Source organism: Rahnella bonaserana (genome assembly GCF_019049675.1).
Taxonomy (GTDB): Bacteria; Pseudomonadota; Gammaproteobacteria; order Enterobacterales; family Enterobacteriaceae; genus Rahnella; species Rahnella bonaserana.
Genome location: NZ_JAFMOW010000067.1, coordinates 68,522 through 94,145 on the forward strand (window position 1 = coordinate 68,522; position 25,624 = coordinate 94,145).

The following is a 25,624-nucleotide window of genomic DNA, read 5'->3' on the forward strand; positions in this document are numbered from 1 at the left end:
GCTTATAATGACAAGTCCTGTAATCGGTCAGAAAGAGGTTCCTGAGACGATTGTTCAGCGTCGATGTCTTCCTTAACTTGTTGATACCAGGTCTGTTCATCCCACAGTTCAAACTTATTGAACTGCCCAACCAGCATCACTTCTTTTTCGAGCCCGGCGTGCTGTCGCAGTGTCGTCGCTATCAGCAGGCGCCCGGCGTTATCCATCTGACACTCACTGGCATGACCGAGTAACAGGCGCTGAATACGGCGCTCAACAGGGTTCATGCTCGACAGACGGGACAATTTTTGTTCGATCACTTCCCACTCAGGGAGAGTGTAAAGGAGGAGACATGGGTGATGGAGGTCTATGGTGCAAACCATTTGACCTTGCGATTCTTCGCTCAGCAAATCCCGATAACGGGTGGGTACGGCAAGTCGCCCTTTGCTGTCGAGGTTAACCATCGTCGCGCCACGAAACATGACCGATCTACCCCTCTGTGACCCTTTTCACCACTTTCCCCCACAAATTCCCACAGAAAAGAGTTTACGGATGCTTTTAAAACCTTGTCAAGCCAGAGCAGAGAAGGTTTGGCATTATTTACGCAGCCAGGCAATTACTTAGCGCAAGGTGATGATGTTTTTTAGAAGGGGAGAGAAAATAACGTCATGATTAGTTGAAGAAATTTCGGAGGGTTAATAATTTCGTTTAAAAAAAAGCCAAACTGAACATTATTTAACTATTTATATTCTTCTGCTAGCTAACTCTCATTTCCTGACCGTTTTGCCATAACAAAAATCATTTTCAGTTTTTTTCTGGCCGTCACGTCTAAATCTTCATCATTTTGCCTGTCAACCCGCACAGCATCAGTCTTCCGGCTGATTCAAAACTCATCAGCAACGCTTCAGACCCGCACGGCGGGATATTAAGCGGGGAATTCTACAGCACTTTTGTGAGGAGTATTAACGTATTTTAGAAATTGATTGGCAGGTTTATATCAGCGCAGGAATGACAAAAACATTTGTTAATAATTCAGCAGTCTGGGAATGTTCTTAAATTATCCATTCTGATTGTATGGGAATTTTCGTATTTGATTATCACAACCGGCAAGAGGCTTTATTCATTCTTACTTATGAAGGTTTTGCAGAGACGGGAAAACAACGGGCAGTCAGGATGAATGCCCGCAGCAGGTTTATTTGCGGCTCAGACGGCCACGGCGGAACAGATTACGCCGGATACGGGTCAGCCCGGCTTTCGGTTTCTTCGGCTCATCCAGACAGGCCAACACCAGCTCCAGCACGCGTTCAGCCACGTCCCGGTGACGCTGCGCCACAGCGAGAACCGGACACTCGAGGAAATCGAGCAACTCATTATCGCCAAATGTGGCAATCGCCAGATCGACCGGCAGCCGCCCTTCCGTTTTCAGCGTCACGTCCATTACGCCCTGCAACAGCTGGAAGGAGGTGGTAAATAACGCCTGCGGCATTGGGTTGGTTTTCAGCCATTCAGCAAAGACTACGGCAGCCGATTCGCGATCGTACGCATTGGCGTAAAGGTATTTCGGCTGACGGGGATCATCAGCCCATGCCTGACGAAATCCCTGCTCACGCAGGAAACTCACGGAAAGCTCCGGCAGTGCGCCGAGATAGAGTACCGATTCAGCAGGGAAAGTCCGCAATTCCTGCGCCAGCATCAGTGCGTCTTCCTGATCTGCCCCGACCACGCTGATGAAGTGCTCAGGGTCAAGGGCACGGTCGAGCGCAATGATCGGGAAATCATCGTTAGCCCAGCGCTGATAGAAAGGGTGTTCCGGCGGCAAAGACGTGGAAATAATAATGGCATCAACCTGACGTTGCAGAAGATGTTCGATGCAACGCATTTCATTATCAGGCTGATCTTCAGAGCAGGCGATCAGCAGCTGATAGCCACGCTGACGGGCCTGCCGCTCAAGGAAATTGGCAATTTTGGTGTAGCTGGTGTTTTCCAGGTCAGGGATCACCAGACCAATAGAGCGGGTACGACCGGCGCGCAAACCTGCTGCCACCGCGTTAGGGTGATAGTTATGTTCCTTCACGACAGCCATGACTTTCTCGACTGTCTTATCGCTGACACGATACTGTTTCGCCTTGCCATTAATCACATAACTGGCCGTGGTACGCGAAACGCCCGCTAACCTCGCGATCTCATCCAGCTTCACTGAGCAAACCCCTTAATAAAGATAATGCTTTATCTAACCGCAGAAGCCCCTGCCGGGCAAGGTGTTTTACCGAATCGCTTCACCTGGCTCGCAAAAAAGAAAGCCCGGCTCATGAGCCGGGCTTTTAACTATCAGCAGAACTTTACATCTTGCTGATTATTTGAGCTTTAACGCATAATCTTGTCGCCACGCGAAACACCGACCACGCCGGAGCGTGCAACTTCCACAATTTCAGACACATCACGGATGCTGGCTAAAAAAGCGTCAAGCTTGTCGCTGGTTCCCGCAAGCTGAACGGTGTAAAGCGTTGCAGTGACGTCCACGATCTGACCGCGGAAAATCTCCGTTGAACGTTTAACTTCTTCACGACCATAGCCGGAAGCCTGCACCTTCACCAGCATGATTTCACGCTCAACGTGAGCGCCCTGCACCAGTTCGGTCACGCGCAGTACGTCGACCAGCTTGTGCAGTTGCTTTTCGATCTGCTCGAGCACCTTGGCATCGCCGACGGTCTGAATGGTCATACGCGACAGGGTCGGATCGTCAGTGGGTGCTACGGTCAGGCTTTCAATGTTGTAGCCACGCTGAGAGAACAGGCCGACTACGCGGGACAACGCGCCCGATTCGTTTTCCAGTAATACTGATAAAATCCGGCGCATGATCAGGTCCTCTCCGTTTTGCTTAACCACATTTCGTCCATCGCACCGCCACGGATGTGCATCGGGTAAACGTGTTCTGTTTCATCTATGCTGATATCCACAAATACCAGACGATTTTTCTGTTCCAGCGCCAGCGCCAGTTTGCTTTCCAGTTCATCCGGCGTGCGGATAGCGATCCCCACATGTCCGTAAGCTTCCGCCAGTTTCACGAAATCAGGCAGCGATTGCATATAAGATTGGGAATGGCGGCCGGAGTAAATCATATCCTGCCACTGCTTCACCATGCCCAGATAACCGTTGTTCAGGTTCACCACGATCACCGGCAAATCGTATTGCAGCGCAGTCGACAGTTCCTGAATGTTCATCTGAATACTGCCGTCACCGGTCACGCAAATCACTGTTTCATCCGGCAGACCGAGTTTTACACCCAGCGCGGCTGGCAGGCCAAAGCCCATCGTGCCGAGGCCGCCGGAGTTGATCCAGTGACGCGGTTTGTCGAATTTATAATACAGCGCAGCAAACATCTGATGCTGGCCGACGTCGGACGTCACGTAGGCATTGCCTTTGGTCAGACGGTGCAGCGTTTCGATAACCTCCTGCGGCTTGATGGTACCGGTATTTTTGTCGTAGCTCAGGCATTCGCGACCACGCCAGTTTTCAATGTTTTGCCACCAGTCGCGCAGCGCATCGAATTCCTGCTTTTCATCGCTTTGTGCCAGCAACTCCAGCATCTGGACCAGGGTTTGTTTTGCATCACCGACAATCGGAATATCCGCATTCACGGTTTTGGAGATTGACGTGGGATCGATATCGATGTGCATGACCGTGGCATTCGGACAGTATTTCGCCAGATTATTAGTAGTACGGTCGTCGAAACGCACACCCACGCCGAAAATCAGATCCGCGTTGTGCATGACCATATTCGCTTCGTAAGTGCCGTGCATACCGAGCATGCCAAGGCTCTGGCGATGTGTGCCAGGGAACGCGCCCAGCCCCATCAGGGAACTGGTCACTGGCAAATTGAGTTTCTCCGCCAGTTGCAGCAACTCAGCATCACACTCAGAGTTGATCGCACCACCGCCGACGTACAGCACTGGTTTTTTAGCCGCCAGCAAGGTTTGTACGGCACGTTTGATTTGCCCGCGATGGCCTTGCACCGTCGGGTTGTAGGAGCGCATCGTCACCTGTTCAGGATAGGCGTAAGGCAGTTTAATCTGCGGGTTTACCACATCTTTTGGCAAGTCGACGACGACCGGGCCAGGACGCCCGGTAGACGCCAGATAAAACGCTTTTTTCAGCACTGTCGGAATATCTTCCGCGCGTTTTACCAGAAAACTGTGTTTCACCACCGGACGGGAAATCCCCACCATGTCGCATTCCTGAAACGCGTCATAACCAATGAGTGAACTGTGGACCTGGCCTGATAGCACCACCAGTGGAATGGAATCCATATAAGCCGTGGCAATACCGGTGATAGCATTGGTTGCGCCGGGACCGGAAGTCACCAGCACTACGCCCACGTCACCCGTGGCGCGCGCATAACCGTCAGCCATATGAACAGCACCCTGTTCATGTCTCACCAGCACATGATCTATCCCACCGACCGTATGCAGGGCATCATAGATATCCAACACCGCTCCGCCGGGATAACCGAATACGTGCTTAACGCCCTGGTCGATTAACGACCGGACGACCATCTCGGCTCCTGACAACATCTCCATGGTTTTGCCTCCAGGCTTTTTGCTTCTTGTATAGGATGACTTTTTATTTCAGCCAGCTGTTCTATCAGGCAACGGTTTATGGTTAAACCGCTGAATTTTAGGACTTTCTATCGGGATTAAAAAACCCTGCTGTTCTTATTGGCGTTCACAAACCTAACTCAGTACCTTAGCGTCAGAATCTGAGTCAGGCAAACGCCAAAAAGGGTCAGGAAATATCGTTATATCGGCTCACACTGCCTTCATTCTTCTGCCCGGCACAAAACACTGCCTGAGAGTAACAACCAGTCAGAAATATCAGGAAGGCCGGAAAAATTACAGTATTAAATTATGTCCGTGACTGACATACAGATGAGGATGAAACCGGCAAACTCATGTTTGCCGGGGATTGCGCAGGGAAAGTGGAAAAACAGATCCGAAAGGAATTACTCGCGGTAAAGCAGGTCGATTTCTTTCTGGTAACGGCTGAAGATGATTTTGCGCCGCAACTTAAGCGTCGGCGTCAGCTCGCCATCCTCCATCGTGAAAGGCTTGGTCAGCAGCACAAATTTTTTCACCTGCTCAAAACCGGCCAGCTCGTGCTGGATTTCGCGCAGCTGATGCGCAAACAGTGAAAGGATTTGCTCGTTTTTAACCAGCCCGGTACGGTTGAGATAATCGATATGATGGTTTTGCGCGTATACGTTCAGCACGTCAAAATCGGGAACAATCAGCGCGGAAACAAAGTGACGTTCATCGGCGATAACCGCCGCATGCTCAATGTAACGATCCTGCACCAGAGTGCCTTCGATGCGCTGCGGCGCAATGTATTTGCCGCCTGAGGTTTTCATCAGATCCTTCAGGCGTTCGGTAATAAATACATTACCTTCTGTGTCCATTTTTCCGGCATCACCGGTTTTAAACCAGCCATCAGCCGTAAAACTGGCCGCCGTTTCTTCCGGCTTATTGAAATAACCCCGTAAAAGCGTCGGGCCCCGAACCTGTATTTCATTCTCTTCGCCAATGCGCACTTCAATTTCGGGTAACGCTGTACCGACCGAACCGAAGCGGAAATCATTTTCTTCCCAGCAGGTAACGGTGGCGCAGGTTTCTGTCAGGCCATAACCGTATTTGATTTTTAAACCAAAAGATTCAAAAAACAGAATCACGTTATCATCGAGACTGGCGCCCGCTGCCGGCAGGAAGCGTAAATTTCCGCCCAGCAGATTGCGCAGTTTTTTCAGTACCAGTTTATCGGCGATGAAATACGCCGGGGTAAGCCAGAAGGGATAACGCGCTTTGCGGCGTTCCGTCAGAAACTTCTCTTTGCCCTGCGCGACAGCCCAGTGGAACAGCCGTTTTTTTACGGTTCCGGCGCGGGCCACTTTGTCATGTATGGCGCTGAATACCTTTTCATAGAAACGCGGAACGGCGCACATCACCGTGGGTTTCACGGCCTGCAATGCATCACGCACCAGATCGGTTTCACGCAGGAAAACATTCTGCGCACCGCTGTGCATGACGAAGAAACTCCATGCGCGTTCAAAAACATGTGCCAGTGGCAGAAAGCATAACGAAACATCGCGGTCAGAAATGCTCAGACGCTTTTCATGTTGTTTGAGTTGCGTCGCAATACTGACGTAATCGAGCATGACCCCTTTCGCCTCCCCCGTTGTTCCCGAGGTGTAAATCAGCGTAAAGAGATCGTTGAGTTCACAGGTGTTAACCCGCGCCTCACGTTCCGCAGCCAGAACTCTGTCCTGAGGAACAATGCCTGAAACATGCCGGGCAATGGGCACACTGCGCAAATCCACGTCGTTATCGAGCACAAAGATATGTTTCAGTTGCGGGCACAGTTCTCGCAAAGCCACCGCCGCATCATACTGACTCTGCCCGACAACGAACAAAATGCGGATATCGGCATCATTAAGGACATACGCAGACTGCGCGGGCGTATTGGTCGCATACACGGGAACGGTGACGGCCCGTAACTGCAAAATAGCCAGATCGGTCATCGCCCAGGCGATCGAGTTATTTCCGCAAATGGCGATCCGCTCCTGGATACCCACGTTCTCCTGAAGCAAAACGTCGGACAGCGCATCGACTTTCTCTCCAAGTTCACGCCAGGTAAGTGTGCTTTCAGCCGCAGGCGACCATTCACGGAATGCAATATTGTCAGCACGGCTGATGACTTGCTGGCGAAAACGGGTGATCAGATGGTAGTCATTTAGGGTTGGATTCATTGAGCGTCTATACCGGCGTCCAGCGCAATCAGATAAAGGAGGGAGCTGACTGCATTGCTCTGTTACAAAGATTTAACACAGTCTACCGGCAAACATTGCACGGTGAAATCAAATTGTAGAAGCAGAAGTGCTCTTTTGGAAAACCAGAGAGGGGTTTTTAGAAATGAAAAAAACCTGCATGGCTCTAACGAGGAGCAAAAACCAGGCAGGATAAAAAACCACAAAAAAAACTATAACCAGCCATTTTTACTGTGGGAGGAAACACAGTAAAAATGGGATGTATCAGAGTCACACGCTATAAAGAAAGAATGCATTGGCTTAATAACGACTTCATCCACATATTGCCTTTATCTTTACTGGAAGATTCATGCCATGACAGATAACAAGTCAGGTTGTTCTTCATCCAGGGTAACGGGATAACGGACAGATTTAATATTCCGGCACTCGATTGCGCCATCCAGCGCGGCACCAGCGCGACCATCTCTGTTTTCGACACGATTTCCATTACGCTGGAAAGATCCGTTCCCTGATAAGCAATCTGCGAATGCAATTCAGGGTCATCATAATAGGGTGAACTGAATGAATAAAAACGGTCAAGCATCATGACTGCGTGTTTTTCTTTCAGATATTTCTCATCTGACATATGCGGACTGATCCGCGGATGTTTTTGTGCTGCAACCAGAACCAGTTCATCATTAAATAACGCCTGATTACAAAAATCCGGGCGGTCAAACTTACGATAACTGATCATGAATTCAATATTCTGATAACGTAGCTGATGCTCTATATTGTCATTCACAATGGTTTGCAATTTAATACTGACATCCGTCGATAAAGTTTCGACTGCATTCAGTACCTGCGAAGTCAGACGCTTATCCAGCGGGCTGCAAATCGCCACATTGAATTCACGAATACTCACGTTAGGATCGAAACCCGCTCCCGGGAGCTCGTTCATCACCAACTGCAGAGCCTGGCGGATAGGGCCAAATAACTGGCGCGCGCGCATTGTAGGCTGGATCCCACGGCCAAAGCGGACAAACAAATCATCATTGAACATGATTTTTAAACGGGCGACAGCGTTACTCACCGCCGGTTGGGACATCCCCAGCATATTAGCTGCGCGCGTAATATTTTGTAATTGCATAACGGCATCAAATACCGTTAACAAATTCAAATCAACATTGCGAAGATGTGTTTCCGCTTCAGCAGGTTTAGTTTGATTGTCAGTAGTCAGATCGGACATTTCATTTCCTATTCAAGATACCTAAACCTGTTTAAGGCTGATTATCTTTAATTATTTGTTTTATTAAAAATGTCACCGAAATGAATTCGGGCATACAGAAAAACCGACAGATAAATTAAGTAGATTAATGCGTTCTAATTTCAGAAAGAAATCGACTTTCATTTCCAATAATCAGAAAGATAAATGCTATCTTCTTTTCGTCTTGGCAAAACTGATGATATAGAACAATAAAATGTTTATAGAAACAACATGCTGAAAATGAATAATAAGTTAAGCTGCACTAAACTACCTCTAACCAGTTGTATTAAATAGATTATTACTGATGAGTCGAAAAATTAATGTCCATTTATGGACTTTTTTTTTCTCTTTACTGCCGCCTGAATGAACAAATCCTTCGTTCCAGATACATTTGGTAAACTAGTGTTTAATGCTAAATGAGATGAATTATCATTTTTTAAATTTACTGGAATTTCCACATTGTGAAGGTTGACATACCACACACATTCCCGTATCACTTTAGGCACTGTTTGAACGATGTCCGTTCTGACCACCCAATTACGAGAAGCTGAAAACACATGTTCATGATCACCCGTCTCCTAGGCCTACTACTCAACGCAGAAAATTTGCGCGGTAAGCCAGTGGGCGAAAATCAGAACTGATTTCAACCTCCACAGACAATAAACCCGCGCCGATGCGCGGGTTTTTTTTTATCTCTCCGCAGGGCGCGAAAATAAAAGCAGACAAGGAACAACCCATGAGCGAGCAAGTCATTATTTTCGATACCACGCTGCGTGACGGTGAACAGGCGTTACAGGCCAGCCTGAGTGTTAAAGAGAAGATTCAAATTGCAATGGCGCTGGAAAGGATGGGCGTTGACGTGATGGAAGTCGGTTTCCCGGTCTCCTCTCCCGGCGATTTCGAGTCTGTACAAACCATTGCCCGCCAGATTAAAAACAGCCGTGTTTGTGGTCTGGCCCGTTGCGTAGATGGTGATATCGACGCGGCAGCCGAAGCGTTACGCGTAGCAGAAGCTTTCCGCATCCACGTCTTCCTGGCCACCTCTACCCTGCACATTGAATCCAAACTGAAGCGTTCATTTGATCAGGTGCTGGAGATGGCAACTCACTCCGTGAAACGCGCCCGTAATTACACCGACGACGTCGAATTCTCCTGCGAAGATGCAGGACGTACCCCGCTGGATAACTTGTGCCGCGTTGTAGAAGCTGCCATCAAAGCCGGCGCGACCACCATTAATATTCCAGACACCGTTGGGTACACCACGCCGGTTCAGTTCGGTGGCATTATCACCAACCTGTATGAACGCGTGCCTAACATTGATAAAGCCATTATTTCCGTTCACTGCCACGACGATCTGGGCATGGCGGTCGGTAACTCCATCGCCGCCATTCAGGCCGGTGCGCGTCAGGTTGAGGGCACACTGAACGGTATCGGCGAACGTGCCGGTAATACTGCGCTGGAAGAAGTGATCATGGCGATCCGCACCCGCAGCGACTACATGAACGTTCACACCAACATCAATCACAAAGAAATCTACCGCACCAGCCAGATTGTCAGCCAGATAACCAACATGCCGATCCCGGGCAACAAGGCGATTGTCGGTTCTAACGCCTTCGCGCACTCCTCTGGTATCCATCAGGACGGCGTGCTGAAAAACCGCGAAAACTACGAAATCATGACCCCGGAATCCATCGGGCTGAATCAGGTTCAGTTGAACCTGACTTCCCGCTCCGGTCGTGCTGCCGTTAAGCATCGTATGGAAGAAATGGGCTACAAAGAAGCCGATTACAATCTGGACCATCTGTATGCCGCTTTCCTGAAGCTGGCCGACAAGAAAGGCCAGGTTTTCGACTACGATTTAGAAGCACTGGTCTTCATTAACAAGCAGCAGGAAGAGCCTGAATTCTACCGTCTGGATAACTTCAGCGTGCAGTCCGGTTCCAAAATTACCGCCACTGCGTCAGTCAATCTGTCCTGCGGCGAAGAAATCATCACCGAAGCCGCCACCGGCAACGGTCCGGTTGATGCCGTATATCAGGCCATCAACCGCATCACCGGTTATCAGATTGAACTGGTGAAATACCAGCTGAGCGCCAAAGGCCAGGGCCGCGATGCACTGGGTCAGGTTGACGTGGTCGTCTCCTTCAATGGCCGCCGTTTCCATGGTGTCGGTCTGGCGACGGACATTGTGGAATCCTCCGCAAAAGCGATGGTGCACGTACTGAATAACATCTGGCGCAGCAAACAAGTTGAGATTGAAAAACAACGTTTGCAGCACGCAGGTCAGCAACACAACAACATTCAAAATAATCAGGAAACGGTGTGAACATGAGCAAGACCCATCATATTGCCGTCTTACCCGGAGACGGAATTGGCCCGGAAGTTATGGCCCAGGCATATAAAGTTCTGGACGCAGTACGTCAGCGTTTTGGTCTGAAGATCACCACCAGCGAATACGATGTGGGTGGCGCAGCCATCGACAAACACGGCAGCCCGTTGCCGGAAGCGACCGTCGCCGGTTGCGAACAAGCTGATGCGATTTTGTTCGGTTCCGTCGGTGGCCCGAAATGGGAACATTTGCCGCCAAACGATCAACCTGAGCGCGGCGCATTATTGCCACTGCGCAAACATTTCAAACTGTTCAGCAACCTGCGCCCTGCCCGTCTGTATCAGGGTCTGGAAGAATTCTGCCCGCTGCGTGCCGACATCGCCGCAAAAGGTTTCGATATTCTGTGTGTGCGCGAACTGACGGGGGGTATTTACTTCGGTCAGCCTAAAGGCCGCGAAGGTCAGGGTATGCATGAGAAAGCGTTTGATACCGAAGTGTATTACCGCTTTGAGATTGAGCGTATCGCCCGCATCGCCTTTGAATCTGCGCGCAAACGCCGCAGCAAAGTGACCTCCATCGATAAAGCGAACGTGCTGCAGACCTCCATCATGTGGCGCGAAGTGGTTAACGAAATCGCCAAAGATTATCCGGATGTCAGCCTGAGCCACATGTATATCGATAATGCGACTATGCAGCTGATTAAAGACCCGTCCCAGTTTGACGTACTGCTGTGTTCAAACCTGTTCGGCGACATCCTGTCCGATGAATGCGCGATGATCACCGGCTCGATGGGCATGCTGCCTTCTGCCAGTATGAACGAGCAGGCATTTGGGTTGTTCGAACCTGCGGGTGGCTCAGCGCCGGATATCGCCGGTAAAAACATCGCTAACCCGATTGCACAAATCCTGTCTGCCGCGCTGTTACTGCGTTACAGCCTGGGTGCGGATGATGCGGCCAATGCCATCGAGCAGGCTGTCAATAAAGCACTGGAAGCCGGCCACCGTACGGGTGATTTGGCTAACGGTCAGCAGGCACTGGGTACCAGTGAAATGGGCGATATCATTGCCCGCTTTGTGAAAGAAGGGGCATAACATGGCCAAAACTCTGTATCAGAAATTGTTTGATGCGCATGTCGTTTATGAAGCACAAAACGAAACGCCATTGTTATACATCGATCGCCACCTGGTTCACGAAGTGACATCTCCGCAGGCGTTCGACGGCCTGCGCGCGATGGGCCGTCAGGTGCGCCAGCCGGGTAAAACCTTTGCGACGATGGACCACAACGTGTCCACACAAACCAAAGACATCAATGCGAGCGGCGAAATGGCGCGCATCCAGATGCAGGAATTAATTAAAAACTGTGCGGAATTCGGCGTGCAGTTGTATGACCTGAACCACCCGTATCAGGGCATCGTTCACGTTATCGGCCCTGAGCAGGGCATGACCTTGCCGGGCATGACCATTGTGTGCGGCGATTCCCATACTGCCACGCACGGTGCGTTTGGTTCACTGGCCTTCGGTATCGGTACATCAGAAGTGGAACACGTTCTGGCGACGCAAACCCTGAAACAGGGCCGTGCCAAAACCATGAAAATCGAAGTGACTGGCGATGCACCTGTCGGCATCACGGCGAAAGATATCGTTCTGGCGATCATCGGTAAAACCGGCAGCGCTGGCGGTACCGGTCACGTTGTAGAATTCTGCGGTAAAGCCATCGAGGCGCTGAGCATGGAAGGTCGTATGACCCTGTGCAACATGGCGATCGAAATGGGCGCGAAAGCCGGTCTGGTTGCGCCGGACGAAACCACGTTTGCCTATCTGAAAGGCCGTCAGTTCGCGCCGAAAGACCAGAACTGGGATGCGGCAGTTGAGTACTGGAAGACCCTGAAAACGGAAGATGGCGCGAAGTTTGACAGCATTGTCACACTGGACGCGTCTGAAATCGCACCACAGGTTACCTGGGGCACCAATCCAGGTCAGGTGATGGCGGTGAACCAGACCATCCCGAATCCGGCCTCCTTTGCCGATCCGGTAGAGCGTGCATCCGCTGAAAAAGCGCTGGCGTATATGGATCTGCAACCGGGCATTAAAATGACCGACGTGGCGATCGATAAAGTCTTCATCGGTTCCTGCACCAACTCCCGTATCGAAGATTTGCGTGCAGCGGCAGCCATTGCTAAAGGCCGTAAGGTCGCGACCGGCGTACAGGCGATTGTCGTGCCAGGTTCCGGTCCGGTAAAAGCGCAGGCGGAAGAAGAAGGTCTGGATAAGATCTTCATTGAAGCTGGTTTCGAATGGCGTCTGCCAGGCTGCTCAATGTGTCTGGCAATGAACAATGACCGTCTGGAACCCGGCGAGCGTTGCGCGTCCACCAGTAACCGTAACTTCGAAGGCCGTCAGGGTCGTGGCGGCCGTACGCATCTGGTCAGCCCGGCGATGGCGGCTGCGGCTGCGGTTACCGGCCGTTTCGCTGATATCCGTGAACTGAACTGAGGAAAACACCATGGCTAAATTTACCCAACACATCGGTCTGGTGGTTCCGCTGGATGCAGCTAACGTCGATACCGATGCCATTATCCCGAAACAGTTTTTGCAGAAAGTGACCCGCACCGGTTTCGGTCAGCACCTGTTTAACGACTGGCGTTTTCTGGACGATGCAGGTCAGGTACCCAATCCTGATTTCGTGCTGAACAAACCGCGTTATAAAGGCGCGAGCATTTTACTGGCACGCGAAAACTTCGGTTGCGGCTCTTCACGTGAACATGCGCCCTGGGCACTGACCGATTACGGCTTCCATGCTGTAATCGCGCCGAGCTTCGCCGATATCTTCTACGGCAACTCGTTCAACAATCAGTTGCTGCCGATCACGCTGAGCGAAGCGGAAATCGACGAACTGTTCGAACTGGTGAAAGATAACGAAGGCATTCAGTTTGAAGTAGATCTGGAAGCGCAGACCGTGAAAGCTGGCGACAAAAGCTATCCGTTTGTGATCGACAGCTTCCGTCGTCACTGTATGATCAATGGTCTGGACAGCATCGGCCTGACGTTACAGCACGAAGGAAACATCTCCAGCTACGAGAAAAATCAGCCTGCCTTTATGCGCTAATTATTTACTGGCCTGCGAAGAAAAAGCAAAAGCGGGAAATCCTCCCGCTTTTTTGCGCATGGCAAGTCTCTTTTCTCCTGACAGACTCATGCTATCTGCAAGCGTCTTGAGATGGTTATCTCACTTAGAGGCAAAACATTCCTGTACTTCCCTGATAAGAACTGAGTAATTTCCAGCATGGGATATTTTGAAACTGTCTTAAATAAACCGAAGTTAGGATCGAGGAAAAAAGCCTCGAACTCACTATGACGAAATGCAGCGACGGCATGGAATGCCGCTTTGCCCTCTCCTTTTGTGAAACGGAATAAAATGACCACGCCTGAGATGGTTTTTTTATCTCTGTAAGACTCCATCCCCTTAAATGACATAAAATCACTTCGCTCACTCAGCGAGTAATGCAGCCCCGGAATACCGGTTATTTTTTCTTTTGCCTGCTGACGCGCATTTTTATAGTTCACCGTGACTTCGTCATAAGTTAACGCATCAAAGCTGTCTAAGTGATTCTCCTCATAACGTCTGACATAGTTTTTTTGCTTCCTCATCGCCCGTTCGAAAAGCAGACGTTGACGGGCAGCTTTTGCAGGTAACAGAGCTTTTTTATCAGCAGACGGTACGGATGAAAACCATCCGGACAACCAGCGGCCGGAGTGCTGTAATGGCCGTTCTTTTATAATGTCTCCCAGCCAGGTCAGACAAAAACCAAAACAACATCCCTTAGCTTGTTGCTCAGCAAGAAACGAAGCATAATTTTTTTCTATAGAAATAATATTAATCATATTAAAAAACTTCCAATGTTTTTATTCAACTGCCGGTGCTGCGCGTAAAACCGCCACTTTTCGTTAATTATTCCTGGTAATTATAAATTCTAATAATGGCACTACCTCCTTGTATAGTTTATTAATATATTTAGTGATATCCCACATAGGATAAGAAGATGATATTTTAATCAATCCTAAATTAGGAGCGAGAAATAAACATTCTTAAGCACTGTAGCGTAACGGCATTTCAGCCTGACAAAATTTTTTATAATTAACAAAGAACTGATCGTATTCCGCATGACGTTTCCGATCCTGCAGGCTCTCCTTGCAGCTCATCAGATTGCTCTCGTGCCGCCGGTATGATGGTTCAAGCAATAGCCTCAGCTTTGCAGTATCAGAGGGGGATTAAGGCTTTTTTATCAGGTGTCAGTGGCGGAGAGAACCCACCGCAAAGCCAGCCGGAAAACCAGCCACCCGTTTGTTGTACCGGCCTTTCTTTTAATAAATCGCCCAGCCACGTCAGGCATAACTCAATACAGCAGTCCTCAGATTTTTTTGATTATCAATAAATGATTTATATGTTTTCCTGATAAGTACAACTGGAATCATATTTAATGCCCTGCATAAGAGCGTTAAGAAAGACTATGTTATAGAAAATACTTTTCATTAGCCATACAGGCTAGAAGGATGTGTAGCACTTAAAACATTACGTTTTCGAGGATAAATACAGACATTTCAAAATAACTAAGACGTTACCAGCACAAGCAAAAAACGGAATATATTATTCAGTTAAATAGGTTAAAGAGCGAATAAATCACTCATTAACCTTGCGGCATTTAAACATCTTTCACTTTATACATCAGCCCGAGCGCCACTACCGCCAGCCCGGTTGCTGCCCAGTAGACAGGATAATGGCCGAAGTTTTCCACAATAAAGCCCTGCAACAAACCCGCGCAAATCACACCGGTGGAAATGCTGTTGGTGAATAACGTCGTCGCTGAACCCGCCCTTCCCGGCATCAGATCCTGAAAATACAGCATGCCGATCCCCGCCACGATGCCGATGAAAATCGCATTGAACAGTTGCAGGATCATCAGTGCAGCTTTGAACTGAAACGCCACCAGTCCGGCATAGAAAATCACACCACTCGCCACGGCATACAGCATCAGTTTACGTTTGCCGGTACGTTTGACCAGATAACCCGCCAGCAACATCGCCGGGATTTCCAGCCCGGCAGCTGTTCCCATCAGCAGCCCAGCCAGCCCTTCCGGCAGGTCTAGATCGCTGGTGATGTAAAGCGGCATATCAATGACATACATGATATTGCAGGTCCACATCAGCAGGGAGGAAAAGAACAACAGCCGCACATCTTTGTTGCGCCAGGCGCTAACCGGCACCACTTTTTCGTCCACCGGCTGTTCAAGGCGCGGCACCGAAGGCAGGAAAAAGAGGATCATCAGAATGCTGCCGACAAACACTGCGGCGGCACTCAGGTACATCGGGGTAAAGCCGTAATTCAGCGCCAGCATAAACGACAGTGGCGGGCCGAGCACCCAGGCCAGCGAGAGCATCGCACGCATCATCGAGCTGAACATCACCACTTCACTGGCGGAGCGATCCGCATGTTCACGCGCCAGCGCAAACAGCTGCGGCATTGACGCATTGCCAATTGCCGCCAGCAGCACGCCAACGGTGATCAGCACCAGATAATCGCGGCTAAAGGCAAAGACCAGGCTGTTACCGAGTGCCATCAGACAGCAGAACATCAGCAATTTTCGCCGGTCACCTTTGTTATCGGAACGGTTTGCCAGCAGAAAGCTGATGGCGATCCCGGCGATGGCATTAACGGTATAGAAGAACCCGACCCACAGCGGCCGGACTTTCACTTCATTAGTCAGAAACAGACTCAGCGTCGGCGCCTGCAATGCCCCCGCCACGCCGCACAGCAAGGAGACCACCAGAAAGGTGACATAAATACGATTAAAACGAGGTTTTGGCATGACGTCGTCCCTGAGAAATGAATGTCTTACAGCACAACATACAGTGTATACCCAAAACAGTTCGAGTTGCAGAAAGGCGGCAAGCGTACGAATCCCGATGAGCTGACACAGGTCTGTGATTCGGGTGAGTAAGAGCGGCCAACGCGTCTGCGGCTCGAAATGTAAAGGGTATACGAATAAAAAAACCAGTGAGTTTCCTCACTGGCTGGTGACAATACACCATTACTCAGAAAATCGAATGTAGTCAGACCTGAAGTCACAGTTGCCGGCGGTATTGCTCGTCGTCCAGCGTTTCCATGTCCCACTGTGTCAGACGGGACAGAATATCCAGACGGTATTGCACCGGAACCCAGGACAGCCAGTCTGCATGATTTTTAGAGGCGTTCCTTTTAATGGCTTCGAAGTAACGCTGGTAGAAACGGGCGTTCAGACTGCGTTTCATGCTGACCTCCGGTGATTCACAACAGGCTTTCGTTGAGAAACAGTATCAGCGTAATATGAGGAAAGATAAATTGATGAAAATCGCCCCGGAGTTCCTCTTTTATGTCCTCGTCCCGTTTGCAACAACAGTTCATCCGCCTGTGGCAAAGCTGTCACGGTGAAGAAACCGAAACAACGCTACAGGCGCTCTCGGAAGTTCTGAGTTGCTCACGCCGGCACATGCGCTCGTTGCTCAACACCATGCAGGAACAGGGCTGGCTGACATGGGATGCGGAAGCCGGACGCGGCAAACGTTCCACGCTGAAATTTCTGTATACCGGCCTCGCACTCCAGCAACAGCGCGCTGAAGAGCTGCTGGAGCAGGATCGCATTGATCAGCTGGTACAACTGGTTGGCGACAAAAACCTGGTGCGCCAGATGCTCTTATCCCAGCTTGGCCGCAGCTTCCGTCAGGGTAAGCATATCCTGCGTGTGTTGTATTACCGTCCGCTGGTTAATCTGCTGCCCGGCACCATGTTGCGCCGCTCAGAAACCCATATTGCCCGGCAAATTTTCAGCGGCCTGACGCGCATAAATGAGGAAAAAGGGGAAGTCGAAGGCGATTTAGCCCATCACTGGCAGGAAATTTCGCCGTTGCAATGGCGTTTTTATCTGCGCCCTGCCATTCATTTTCATCACGGACGTGAACTGGAGATGGCGGATATCATTGCCACCTTCACCCGGCTCAAAACGCATCCGCTGTTCAGTAACCTGAAGTCAGTCACGACACCTACGCCAAATGTTATTGATATCTACCTGAATGAACCCGATCGCTGGCTGCCGTGGCTGTTTGGCAATATTCACGCGATGATCCTGCCACAGGAGTGGCAGTCGCTGCCCGATTTCGCCCGCCATCCTGTCGGCACCGGCCCTTACGCCGTGGTGCGTAATCTGAAAACACAGCTGCGTATCCGCGCCTTTGACGATTATTTTGGCTTCCGGGCATTGATTGACGAAGTGAATATCTGGGTGTTGCCGGAACTGAGTGAAGAACTGGTGCATTCCGGCGTACAGCTTCAGGCCGATGAATCCGGCAAAAGCGAGCTGGAAAGTCGTCTCGAAGAAGGCTGCTATTTCCTGTTATTTGACCAGCGTTCGCCGGTCGGACAATCCGGGGAAACCCGCCAGTGGCTGTGCGATTTACTTAATCCCATCGCCCTGCTGAATAATGCAGAACCGATTTATCAGCGCTACTGGTCTCCGGCCTACGGTCTGCTGCCACGCTGGCACCATAAAGCGCCACAACCGCGGCCGGCCAAACCGCAAAACCTGAGGCAGGTGACACTGACTTTTTACGGCGAGCATTCCGAGCATCAGGCGATCTGCAATGCGCTGCAGCCGCTGCTGGCGGCGGAAAGCATTGAGCTGATTATTCAGGTCGTGGATTATGCTGTCTGGCACCGCGGCGACGCCAAAAGTGATCTGTGGCTCGGCAGCGCCAACTTTACCCTGCCGCTGGAATTTTCATTGTTCGCGCATTTCTACGAATTGCCGCTGGCGAAACACTGCTTTAGTGAAAAGATGGAAGATGACGCCGCGCAGTGGCACGCGGGGAATTTATCCATCGCCAAATGGAGTCAGAAACAAACGGTCAGCCATCAGATCCATCCGCTGTTCCATCACTGGCTGGTGTTGCAGGGGCAGCGCAGTATGCGCGGCGTACGCATGAACACCCTCGGCTGGTTCGACTTCAAATCCGCCTGGTTTGCGCCGCCGGACAGTTAATCGGACTATCGCATCGCGCCGTTAATCTCTAGAATGACATCCGTTCTCAACGGGGTGCCAGAGTGCGTTCTTTTTCAAGAAGAATGAACTCGATCTTTAAACGCCGCGAGCGCGTGTTCAGCGGGTGAAGTCCAGCGCACAGAAAGCGGAGCGTACCAAAGTACGTGAGCATTTCGAGCACTGCACGACGCCCGATCAACACACGCACTGCAAGTTTAAAAGGCTGAGATTTGAAACCCGTCGAACCTGATCCGGTTTATACCGGCGGAGGGATTTGAGACTGCGCGATGCTTACTCAAAATCCTTTGCCCTTTCATTTTTTTGGAGCGCAAAGTTGAAAAAATTATTGTCCTGCCTGCTGTTACTTTCTGCACCTGCACTGGCTGCAAAACCTGTTCTGACGGTTTATACCTACGATTCTTTCTCTGCCGACTGGGGTCCCGGGCCGGCGATCAAAAAAGCCTTTGAAGCCCGATGCGGCTGCGAACTGAAATACGTTGCGCTGGAAGACGGTGTCTCTTTGCTTAACCGTCTGCGGATGGAAGGCAAAAACAGCAAAGCCGATGTCGTTCTCGGGCTGGACAACAACCTGTTGCAGGCGGCTGAACAAACCGGGTTATTCACCAAAGCGCCTAAAACTGATGCCAGACTGACGGTGCCTGGCGGCTGGGACAACACCACTTTCGTGCCTTACGATTACGGTTATTTCGCGTTCGTCTACGACAAAAACAAACTGAAGAACCCGCCAAAAAGTCTTGATGAACTGATCAACAGCGACCAGAAATGGAAAGTGATTTACGAGGATCCGCGCACCAGTACGCCGGGTCTGGGTCTGATGCTGTGGATGCAGAAAGTCTATGGTGATAAAGCACCGCAAGCGTGGGAAAAACTGGCGAAGAAAACCGTCACCGTCACCAAAGGCTGGAGCGAGGCCTACGGGTTATTCCTCAAAGGTGAAAGCGATCTGGTGCTGAGCTACACCACGTCTCCGGCTTACCACATCGTGGAAGAAAAGAAAGATAACTACGCGGCAGCAGATTTCACCGAAGGCCATTACATGCAGGTCGAAGTGGCGGGTCAGCTGGCGAACAGCCAGCAACCGAAACTGGCCGAAGAGTTCATGAAATTCGTTACTACGGAAGATTTCCAGAAAGTGATCCCGGCCGGCAACTGGATGTATCCGGTGATTAATACGCCGCTGCCTGACGCCTTTAAACAGCTGACGATCCCGGCTAAATCTCTGCAATACAGCGCACAGGATGTCGCCACTCACCGTTCACAATGGATCCAGGCATGGCAGAGCGCCGTCAGCCATTGATCCCGCGCTGGCTGTGGCCGGGCGCCATCGCTTCACTGGTGATGTTGCTGGTGGCGGCGCTGGCGTTAGGCTCTCTGTGGCGTCACGCGCCACAGATGAGCGGCGCTTCGCTGTGGCAGGATCCCTATCTCTGGCATGTGATCCGCTTTACCTTCTGGCAGGCGTTGCTTTCAGCGATTTGCTCGGTGCTGCCCGCCATTTTACTGGCCCGTGCGCTGTTCCGCCGCCGCTTCCCCGGCCGTCAGCTGTTATTACGTTTATGCGCCATGACGCTGGTATTGCCGGTTCTGGTGGCGGTATTTGGCATTCTCAGCGTCTACGGACGACAGGGCTGGCTGGCGCAGATTTGCGGCTGGCTGGGCGTGGATTACCGTTTCTCGCCTTATGGTTTACAGGGCATTTTACTGGCCCACGTCTTTTTCAATCTGCCGCTGGCAGCCCGGCTCTTATTACAGGCGCTGGAAAATATCGCCGTCGAGCAGCGACAGCTGGCTGCGCAGCTTGGGATGAATGCCTGGCAGCAATTCCGCTTTGTTGAATGGCCTGCGATTCGCCGGCAGATTTTCCCTGCCGCCTCGTTGATCTTTATGTTGTGCTTCGCCAGCTTCGCCACGGTGCTTTCGCTGGGCGGCGGTCCGCAGGCCACCACCATTGAACTGGCGATCTATCAGGCGCTGAGTTACGACTATGATTTAAGCCGCGCGGCCACGCTGGCACTCATTCAGCTGTTTTGTTGTCTGACGCTGGTGTTGCTCAGCCAGAAACTCAGTCAGGCGCTGCCGGTCGGGCAGACGCATGCACAGCGCTGGCGAAATCCCGATGATTCTCTGCTGAGGCGCATTACCGATAGCGTGCTGGTGGGTCTGGCATTGTTGCTGATTCTCCCGCCGTTACTCGCGGTGATGGCTGACGGTATCAACCGGGCAGCGGTCGGTGTTTTACAACAACCCGTCCTCTGGCAGGCATTATGGACATCCGTGCGTATCGCGCTGGGCAGCGGGATAGTGTGTGTCCTGCTGACCATGATGCTGTTGTGGAGCAGTCGCGAGCTGCGTCTACGCCAGCGAAACGGCTGGGCGCAGGCGATGGATATGAGCGGTATGCTGATCCTCGCGATGCCGGGCATTGTGCTGGCAACCGGCTTTTTCCTGCTGCTTGGCGACACCACCGGTTTGCCACAATCGCCATGGCCGCTGGTGATCATGACCAATGCGCTGATGGCTGTACCTTATGCCTTAAAAGTGCTGGATAACCCGATGCGCGACGTGGCAGAACGTTACACACCGCTATGCCTTTCACTGGATATGCACGGCTGGCAGCGACTGCGCTGGGTGGAACTCAGCGCACTGAAACGCCCGATCGCACAGGCGCTGGCGTTTGCCTGCGTGCTGTCGCTGGGTGATTTCGGCGTGATTGCTTTGTTCGGCAACGAGAATTTCCGCACCTTACCTTTTTATCTGTATCAGCAGATCGGTTCTTATCGCAGCCAGGACGGTGCGGTGACGGCGCTGTTATTGCTGATGTTATGCTTCCTGTTATTCACCCTGATTGAGAAATTACCGGGCCGCCATGCTGACGCTGAATAAACTGACGTACCTGTACGAACACCTGCCAATGCGCTTCGATTTGCAGATCGAAGCCGGTGAACGCGTGGCAATTCTCGGTCCGAGCGGCGCAGGTAAAAGTACCCTGCTCAGCCTGGTCGCCGGTTTTCTGGCTCCGGTCAGCGGGCAGATCCTGCTCAACGGCGCCGATCACAGTATGACGCCACCGGCAAAACGTCCGGTGTCGATGCTGTTTCAGGAAAACAACCTGTTCTCGCATCTGACGGTGCGTCAGAACATGGGGCTGGGGTTACATCCGGGGCTGAAACTCAGCGCGCAACAGAAGCGCGAACTGGAGGACATCGCCCGACAAGTCGGGCTGGCAGACTGTCTGGATCGCTTACCGTCGCAGCTTTCCGGCGGCCAGCGCCAGCGTGTGGCTCTGGCGCGCTGCCTGTTACGCAGCCAGCCAATCCTGTTGCTCGACGAACCATTTTCGGCACTCGATCCGGCACTGCGTAGTGAGATGCTGAGTTTGCTGGATAAAGTGTGCGGGCAGCGTAATCTCACGTTGCTGATGGTGTCGCATAATCTGGACGACGCGGCGCGGATTGCACCACGCACGCTACTGGTTGTTGATGGCCGGATTTTCTACGACGGGCCTACGCAGGCACTGGCCGACGGCAGCGCGCCGGAGGCCAGAGTATTAGGGATAACCGTTTCAAAACCAGACGTTTCAGAGAGTCTGCCTGAAATCAGCGGGTGATCACTTTCCACAGCAGATGACCGTAAACCGGCATCATTGGCTGTTTGCTCAGCATGACCAGACTCACTACTGTTGCGATCAGGCTCAGCACACAAACGACGCGCAGACGTGGCAGAGGCAACCATTTAGTCATCGCATCAGGCGAAGCTTTGCCCGAACGGAACCAGCGCCATAGTAACCAGACACTCAGCCAGATCAGCACTACGGCGGCAAAAAGCATCCATTTGAAGACTGAACTGTTGTGGCTGGCCGGAATATCAATCGCAACGCCCGCCAGAATGCCCGGCAGGAAATACACCGGCGGCCATGTGATGCAACCGATGATATTCGGCGGTGCAAATTTATAAGGCGGCAGGTTCAGCATTCCCGCCACCATAGGTACCAGCGGACGCGTCGGGCCGATAAAACGCCCGATAATCACGGTGGCAAAACTGTGTCGATCAAGTGCGTGGCCGGTTTTATCCAGCAATGACTGATAACGCCTGAGGAAACGCCATCGGTGCAGCGGTTCCTTGAAACCCCGGCCAATGAAATACGAGGCCCAGTCTCCCAGGAAACACCCGATACCCGCCGCCAGCCACGCTTCGTATAACCCGACCTGACCACTGCCGATCAGCGTGCCAAGCGTCGCCATCATTACGGTACCGGGCAGGATCAGCCCGACCAGCGCCAGCGACTCGAAGAAAGCCACCACAGCGACGATAATTAATGCGAAGCCCACCGACTGAGCGACCAGATGTTGTAGATAGGCTTCCATAAATTCCCAGAATTCAGTTACGCCTGCGCCAATTGCGCAGATAAATGAGACAAGTGTGAGTTTTCTGCATTCTCATTGTAGTAAATACATCAAGCGGCTGAATTGTCAGCGCATGAACTATCACAGTCAACCGAGTAATTGTATGCGTATTTGGCAGAAACCTGAGGCGTAGACAAAGACTGTATAAATAACCATACTCTGTCTTCGCATTTCATCTTTTATTTCATCTGTTCCGAGGCGCTTATTAACGCAAAATCCGTACCTGCTTCTGCCCGAACCACTGACACGGCGCCGCGTCAGGGATTTGTGCTGACCCGTCACTGGCGCGACACGCCGCGGGGTACGGAGGTGGATTTATGGCTGGCGACAGACGACGGCCCGCAAAAAGTGCGCCTGCCCATGCAGGAATCGGTGGCGTTTATTCCCGCCGAACAGCGTGCGGCGGCGGAGCGTATTCTCGCCGATGAAAAAAATATCAGTCTGCGGCCGTTGCCGTTGCAGGATTTTCATTCCCGCGCCGTCCTTGGGCTTTATTGCCCGCAACACCGGCAGTTAATGCGGATTGAAAAACTCCTGAAAGAAAATGGCGTCAATGTTTTCGAAGCGGATATCCGCCCGCCGGAACGCTTCCTGATGGAGCGTTATATCACCGCGCCGGTCTGGTTCAGCGGTAAAACGGGGCCGGACAAGCTGTTGCTGGACACCAAAATGAAACCGGCAGAGGACTACCGGCCACCGCTCAAACTGTGTTCTCTGGATATCGAAACCAGCGGCAACGGCGAGTTGTATAGCATCGGGCTTGAAGGCTGCGGGCAGCGCCACGTTTATATGCTAGGACCGCCCAACGGCGATCCTGATGCTCAGTTCGATTTCAACCTGGTCTACGTCGACAGCCGTCCGCAATTGCTGGAAAAGCTCAATGAATGGCTGGAAACTTACGATCCCGACGCGATTATCGGCTGGAGCGTGGTGCAGTTTGACCTGCGGGTTTTACAGAAACATGCTGACCGCTACAAAATCCCGCTGAAATTCGGGCGTGGCGGCGGTGAACTCGAATGGCGCGAGCACGGGTTCAAACAGGGACATTTTTTCGCGGCAGCCGCCGGTCGTCTGATCATTGACGGCATTGAAGCACTGAAATCCGCATTCTGGAACTTCAACTCGTTCAGCCTGGAATTCGTCTCGCAAAGTTTATTAGGCGAAGGCAAAGCCAGCGACAATCCTTATCAGCGGCTGGCCGAAATCGAGCAGCGTTTTCGCGAAGATAAACCGATGCTGGCACGTTATAACCTGAAAGACTGCGAGCTGGTGACGCGTATTTTTGCCAAAACCGAGCTGATGCCGTTTTTGCTGGAACGTGCCTCGGTCACAGGTCTGGCGGTAGATCGCAGCGGCGGTTCCGTGGCAGCATTCACCCATCTTTATTTACCACGCATGCACCGCGCCGGTTATGTCGCGCCCAATCTGGGCGAATTACAGGGCGAAATGAGCCCCGGCGGCTTTGTGATGGACTCGCGCCCCGGTTTGTATGATTCGGTGCTGGTGCTCGATTACAAAAGTCTGTACCCGTCGATTATCCGCACCTTTCTGATCGACCCGGTCGGACTGGTTGCCGGACTGCAACAACCGGACGACGCACATTCCGTACCGGGCTATCGTAACGCCCGTTTCTCGAGAGAAAAACATTGTCTGCCGGAGATCGTCCGCCAGATCTGGATGGGGCGTGAGGAAGCTAAAAAGCAGAAAAACAAACCGCTCTCGCAGGCGCTGAAAATCATCATGAACGCCTTTTATGGCGTCCTCGGTTCCAGCGGCTGCCGGTTCTTTGATCCACGCCTGGCGTCTTCTATTACGCTGCGCGGACACGACATTATGCGCCAGACCCGTGAACTGATTGAGGCTGAAGGCTATCAGGTGATTTACGGTGACACCGATTCCACCTTTGTCTGGCTCAATAAAGCCCATTCACAGGAAGACGCCAATGTCATTGGCCGTCATCTGGTGGAACAGGTCAATGTCTGGTGGAAAGCCCATCTGCAGCAGGAATACGGGCTGGAGAGTGCGCTGGAACTGGAATTTGAAACTCACTACCAGCGCTTTCTGATGCCAACCATTCGTGGCTCGGAAACCGGCAGCAAAAAACGCTATGCCGGGCTGGTGAACGACGCCGATGGCGAGCACATCGTTTATAAAGGACTGGAAACCGTACGCACCGACTGGACGAAGCTGGCGCAGGAGTTTCAGCAGGAACTGTATCAGCGCATTTTCCACCGGCAGCCGTATCAGGATTATGTTCGCGATTATGTGGCGCGCACGCTTGGCGGCGAATTTGATGACAAGCTGGTGTACCGCAAACGCCTGCGCCGCAAACTGAGTGATTACGAAAAAAACGTGCCGCCACATGTTCGCGCCGCAAGGCTGGCGGATGACTATAATGTTCAGCACGGGCGCGCAAAACAGTACCAGAACGGTGGCTGGATAAGTTACGTGATGACCACGTCCGGGCCTGAACCTCTGGAGAACCGCCAGTCTCCCATCGATTACGATCATTACATCGAACGTCAGCTGGAGCCGGTTGCCGACGGTATTTTGCCTTTCCTGCATGACGACTTTGCTACACTGATTACAGGTCAGATGGGATTATTCTAAGCAAAAAAAGCATTGCTCTCTGATTCGCAGGTGACGAAAGGCTTACCTTCCATTACCATAGCGCCCTTTCCCATTTCTGAAACATCCTCACACAGCGAACTACTCCGCGCCATCCGGCGGGGAAAGAAAACTATTGCCCGAGAAAGTTCACGGGCT

Annotated in this window: 19 protein-coding genes; 9 read left to right on the forward strand and 10 right to left on the reverse strand. The window is 51.7% G+C overall.

What is annotated here, in order from left to right; genetic code table 11:
• Window positions 1-2: 2 nt before the first annotated feature.
• The 6 genes from mraZ to leuO all read right to left on the reverse strand — a co-directional run bounded on the left by mraZ (window position 3) and on the right by leuO (window position 8,018).
• Entirely contained in the window at window positions 3-461 is a 459-nt protein-coding gene (gene mraZ / locus J1778_RS19865) for a division/cell wall cluster transcriptional repressor MraZ (RefSeq protein ID WP_112286955.1), read from the reverse strand.
• Window positions 462-1,171: 710 nt separating this feature from the next.
• A complete protein-coding gene (cra, locus tag J1778_RS19870) occupies window positions 1,172-2,176 on the reverse strand; it encodes a catabolite repressor/activator (protein WP_113876342.1) in 1,005 nt (334 codons plus the stop codon).
• Between the two features lie 167 nt (window positions 2,177-2,343).
• Window positions 2,344-2,835 (reverse strand): acetolactate synthase small subunit, encoded by a 492-nt coding sequence (ilvN, locus tag J1778_RS19875; RefSeq protein WP_217174627.1) that lies wholly within the window; start codon window positions 2,833-2,835, stop codon window positions 2,344-2,346.
• Between the two features lie 2 nt (window positions 2,836-2,837).
• Window positions 2,838-4,556 (reverse strand): acetolactate synthase 3 large subunit, encoded by a 1,719-nt coding sequence (ilvI, locus tag J1778_RS19880; RefSeq protein WP_217174628.1) that lies wholly within the window; start codon window positions 4,554-4,556, stop codon window positions 2,838-2,840.
• A gap of 422 nt (window positions 4,557-4,978) precedes the next feature.
• The gene (locus J1778_RS19885; RefSeq protein WP_217174629.1) at window positions 4,979-6,775 is read right to left on the reverse strand and encodes an AMP-dependent synthetase/ligase; all 1,797 of its coding nucleotides are present in this window, start codon (window positions 6,773-6,775) and stop codon (window positions 4,979-4,981) included.
• A gap of 295 nt (window positions 6,776-7,070) precedes the next feature.
• Window positions 7,071-8,018, reverse strand: a complete 948-nt coding sequence (gene leuO / locus J1778_RS19890; RefSeq protein ID WP_217174630.1) for a transcriptional regulator LeuO — start codon at window positions 8,016-8,018, stop codon at window positions 7,071-7,073.
• A gap of 754 nt (window positions 8,019-8,772) precedes the next feature.
• Here leuO and leuA point away from each other — a divergent pair.
• From leuA to leuD, 4 genes are read left to right on the forward strand one after another with little or no spacing between them, the layout of a single operon-like run.
• Window positions 8,773-10,362 carry a 2-isopropylmalate synthase gene (gene leuA / locus J1778_RS19900; RefSeq protein ID WP_217174631.1) on the forward strand — a complete coding sequence of 530 codons (1,590 nt, stop codon included), beginning with the start codon at window positions 8,773-8,775 and terminating at the stop codon, window positions 10,360-10,362.
• A 2-nt stretch (window positions 10,363-10,364) separates the two neighbouring features.
• Window positions 10,365-11,456 (forward strand): 3-isopropylmalate dehydrogenase, encoded by a 1,092-nt coding sequence (gene leuB / locus J1778_RS19905; RefSeq protein WP_217174632.1) that lies wholly within the window; start codon window positions 10,365-10,367, stop codon window positions 11,454-11,456.
• A gap of 1 nt (window position 11,457) precedes the next feature.
• Window positions 11,458-12,858: a 3-isopropylmalate dehydratase large subunit gene (gene leuC / locus J1778_RS19910; RefSeq protein WP_217174633.1), complete on the forward strand. Its 1,401-nt coding sequence runs from the start codon at window positions 11,458-11,460 to the stop codon at window positions 12,856-12,858.
• A 10-nt stretch (window positions 12,859-12,868) separates the two neighbouring features.
• Window positions 12,869-13,471, forward strand: coding sequence for a 3-isopropylmalate dehydratase small subunit (gene leuD, locus J1778_RS19915; protein WP_217174634.1), 603 nt, complete (start codon window positions 12,869-12,871; stop codon window positions 13,469-13,471).
• An 86-nt stretch (window positions 13,472-13,557) separates the two neighbouring features.
• Here leuD and J1778_RS19920 read toward each other — a convergent pair whose 3' ends face one another.
• From J1778_RS19920 to sgrT, 3 genes are all read right to left on the reverse strand, one after another.
• Entirely contained in the window at window positions 13,558-14,247 is a 690-nt protein-coding gene (locus tag J1778_RS19920; protein ID WP_217174635.1) for a hypothetical protein, read from the reverse strand.
• 818 nt (window positions 14,248-15,065) lie between these two features.
• Entirely contained in the window at window positions 15,066-16,229 is a 1,164-nt protein-coding gene (locus tag J1778_RS19925; protein ID WP_217174636.1) for an MFS transporter, read from the reverse strand.
• A 256-nt stretch (window positions 16,230-16,485) separates the two neighbouring features.
• Window positions 16,486-16,671: a glucose uptake inhibitor SgrT gene (sgrT, locus tag J1778_RS19930; RefSeq protein ID WP_120132485.1), complete on the reverse strand. Its 186-nt coding sequence runs from the start codon at window positions 16,669-16,671 to the stop codon at window positions 16,486-16,488.
• 101 nt (window positions 16,672-16,772) lie between these two features.
• On the opposite strand from sgrT, the gene sgrR reads away from it, so the two are divergent.
• The 4 genes from sgrR (at window position 16,773) to thiQ (ending at window position 22,062) form a co-directional block, all read left to right on the forward strand.
• Complete coding sequence (sgrR, locus tag J1778_RS19935) at window positions 16,773-18,434, forward strand: HTH-type transcriptional regulator SgrR (RefSeq protein WP_217174637.1); 1,662 nt, start codon at window positions 16,773-16,775, stop codon at window positions 18,432-18,434.
• A 334-nt stretch (window positions 18,435-18,768) separates the two neighbouring features.
• The gene (gene thiB, locus J1778_RS19940; protein ID WP_217174638.1) at window positions 18,769-19,752 is read left to right on the forward strand and encodes a thiamine ABC transporter substrate binding subunit; all 984 of its coding nucleotides are present in this window, start codon (window positions 18,769-18,771) and stop codon (window positions 19,750-19,752) included.
• Window positions 19,728-21,338, forward strand: a complete 1,611-nt coding sequence (gene thiP / locus J1778_RS19945) for a thiamine/thiamine pyrophosphate ABC transporter permease ThiP (RefSeq protein WP_217174639.1) — start codon at window positions 19,728-19,730, stop codon at window positions 21,336-21,338. Before thiB ends, thiP begins: the two co-directional genes overlap by 25 nt.
• Complete coding sequence (thiQ, locus tag J1778_RS19950) at window positions 21,322-22,062, forward strand: thiamine ABC transporter ATP-binding protein ThiQ (RefSeq protein WP_217174640.1); 741 nt, start codon at window positions 21,322-21,324, stop codon at window positions 22,060-22,062. Before thiP ends, thiQ begins: the two co-directional genes overlap by 17 nt.
• Here the strand turns inward: thiQ and J1778_RS19955 are convergent.
• Window positions 22,052-22,819, reverse strand: coding sequence for a DedA family protein (locus tag J1778_RS19955; RefSeq protein WP_217174641.1), 768 nt, complete (start codon window positions 22,817-22,819; stop codon window positions 22,052-22,054). The genes thiQ and J1778_RS19955 overlap by 11 nt on opposite strands.
• A 243-nt stretch (window positions 22,820-23,062) precedes the next feature.
• Here J1778_RS19955 and J1778_RS19960 point away from each other — a divergent pair, with 243 nt between their 5' ends.
• On the forward strand, window positions 23,063-25,468 hold the full coding sequence (locus tag J1778_RS19960; RefSeq protein WP_217174926.1) for a DNA polymerase II: 2,406 nt from the start codon (window positions 23,063-23,065) through the stop codon (window positions 25,466-25,468).
• The last annotated feature ends 156 nt before the right edge of the window (window positions 25,469-25,624 follow it).

Bases quoted from the DNA above. Each gene is read 5' to 3' on its own strand.
- leuD (WP_217174634.1), top strand. From the start codon at position 12,869: ATGGCTAAATTTACCCAACACATCGGTCTGGTGGTTCCGCTGGATGCA.
- leuA (WP_217174631.1), top strand. From the start codon at position 8,773: ATGAGCGAGCAAGTCATTATTTTCGATACCACGCTGCGTGACGGTGAA.
- thiP (WP_217174639.1), top strand. From the start codon at position 19,728: ATGGCAGAGCGCCGTCAGCCATTGATCCCGCGCTGGCTGTGGCCGGGC.
- mraZ (WP_112286955.1), bottom strand. From the start codon at position 461: ATGTTTCGTGGCGCGACGATGGTTAACCTCGACAGCAAAGGGCGACTT.
- leuC (WP_217174633.1), top strand. From the start codon at position 11,458: ATGGCCAAAACTCTGTATCAGAAATTGTTTGATGCGCATGTCGTTTAT.
- sgrT (WP_120132485.1), bottom strand. From the start codon at position 16,671: ATGAAACGCAGTCTGAACGCCCGTTTCTACCAGCGTTACTTCGAAGCC.
- J1778_RS19925 (WP_217174636.1), bottom strand. From the start codon at position 16,229: ATGCCAAAACCTCGTTTTAATCGTATTTATGTCACCTTTCTGGTGGTC.
- sgrR (WP_217174637.1), top strand. From the start codon at position 16,773: ATGTCCTCGTCCCGTTTGCAACAACAGTTCATCCGCCTGTGGCAAAGC.
- ilvN (WP_217174627.1), bottom strand. From the start codon at position 2,835: ATGCGCCGGATTTTATCAGTATTACTGGAAAACGAATCGGGCGCGTTG.
- leuO (WP_217174630.1), bottom strand. From the start codon at position 8,018: ATGTCCGATCTGACTACTGACAATCAAACTAAACCTGCTGAAGCGGAA.
- thiQ (WP_217174640.1), top strand. From the start codon at position 21,322: ATGCTGACGCTGAATAAACTGACGTACCTGTACGAACACCTGCCAATG.
- J1778_RS19955 (WP_217174641.1), bottom strand. From the start codon at position 22,819: ATGGAAGCCTATCTACAACATCTGGTCGCTCAGTCGGTGGGCTTCGCA.
- ilvI (WP_217174628.1), bottom strand. From the start codon at position 4,556: ATGGAGATGTTGTCAGGAGCCGAGATGGTCGTCCGGTCGTTAATCGAC.
- leuB (WP_217174632.1), top strand. From the start codon at position 10,365: ATGAGCAAGACCCATCATATTGCCGTCTTACCCGGAGACGGAATTGGC.
- J1778_RS19885 (WP_217174629.1), bottom strand. From the start codon at position 6,775: ATGAATCCAACCCTAAATGACTACCATCTGATCACCCGTTTTCGCCAG.
- J1778_RS19920 (WP_217174635.1), bottom strand. From the start codon at position 14,247: ATGATTAATATTATTTCTATAGAAAAAAATTATGCTTCGTTTCTTGCT.